Source organism: Ochrobactrum sp. P6BSIII, from assembly GCF_014138065.1.
Lineage (GTDB): Bacteria > Pseudomonadota > Alphaproteobacteria > Rhizobiales > Rhizobiaceae > Brucella.
Window position 1 is genome coordinate 1 of record NZ_JACGXB010000049.1, and the last position, 1,152, is coordinate 1,152.

The window sequence follows — 1,152 nt, forward strand, 5'->3', positions numbered from 1 at the left end:
GTGAAGGACGGATCGAAGGCCAGCGTGACGAAGCCGCGCTCGGCCATAGTCTGCGCATAGAGGCCGGATGACTGTTCCTTCACCGCGCCGAACGGACCGCTGACGACGATGGCTGGCAGTTGCTTGTCGTTGCGATCCTTCGGCAGATAGAGATCGCCGACGAGCGTGATGCCATAGCGGTTCTTGAATGTGATTTTCTGGTGGTCAACTTTTTCGCTTTTAGGGAAAACCTTGTCCCATTCCTGTGACATATTCTGAGCCTTCGCGTTGGAAATGTCGAAAAGGGACGCCCCGCCGAGAGCGGCCATGCCGACACCGGTCAGCTTGAGCAGATTGCGACGATCGGCGTCCGGCGCGTCCTGATGCTGGGCTGCATTTGCGGATTCAATATGCTGGTTCACTGCAGGTTCTCCTTGCTGTTTTCGGACGGGCTGGGCCCTTCCAGAGATTGGCATCGCGCTTCAGAACAACGCTTCAATACGGAGCGGAAATTCGCCGCGCACCAGTAACGGTTTGGCGCCCTGGTCCAGACGGCCAAGCCGGATCAGTCCACGCGACCAGTGGTATTGGCCATGGAACATCGCCAGATTGCCCCACGGCGCGTAGTAGCAAAGGTCGCCTGCCGCCTCGTTGCTAAAGCGGTTGCTGCCTTCTTCGGTCAGCTTGCGCGGCAGGTACGCAATCTTCTCGTTGGTTGAGTAGTCTTCGATGGTGAGATCCAGAGGCAGCATCGCGAACAGTTCGCGTGCCGAAGGGCTGTTCTCCAGTGTTGCCGTGAAATCCTGATCGGCGAAGGTCAGTCTGAGGCGCATTGTGGTTTCTCCCTGCGCGTGAGTTTTCCCCGTCAACGCGGAAGCAAGAGCGGGGATGACGAGGCCAACAGTGCCCGCTGCCAGAAATCGACGACGAGAAATTGGCGCATACGGCCTCATGTCAGGCTGCCTCGGGCTTCAGCATCCGCTCGCCGTTACCGATCAACATGAGTGCCAGCACCGCCAGGACGATACTTCCGACGAAAGTCGCCTGGATGGAGATGCCGTCGAGTAGCAATCCGCCAACTACGGCTCCGAGCAGGATCGACGCCTGAATCGCTGCAACCATCAGGCTACCGGCGGCCTCCGGCGCATCGTCGGCATTCTGCGACATCCACGT

Annotated in this window: 2 protein-coding genes and 1 pseudogene; all 3 read right to left on the minus strand. The window is 59.0% G+C overall.

Going from position 1 to position 1,152, the window contains the following annotated elements:
* Positions 1 to 401 (minus strand): alpha/beta hydrolase (locus FHW00_RS24415; RefSeq protein ID WP_445558219.1); only part of this gene is annotated, 401 nt, incomplete at its 3' end.
* 60 nt (positions 402 to 461) lie between these two features.
* Positions 462 to 932 (minus strand): cyclophilin-like fold protein, encoded by a 471-nt coding sequence (locus tag FHW00_RS24420; protein ID WP_445558045.1) that lies wholly within the window; start codon positions 930 to 932, stop codon positions 462 to 464.
* 1 nt (position 933) lies between these two features.
* A pseudogene (locus tag FHW00_RS24425) lies at positions 934 to 1,152 on the minus strand (MFS transporter); the annotation flags it as partial.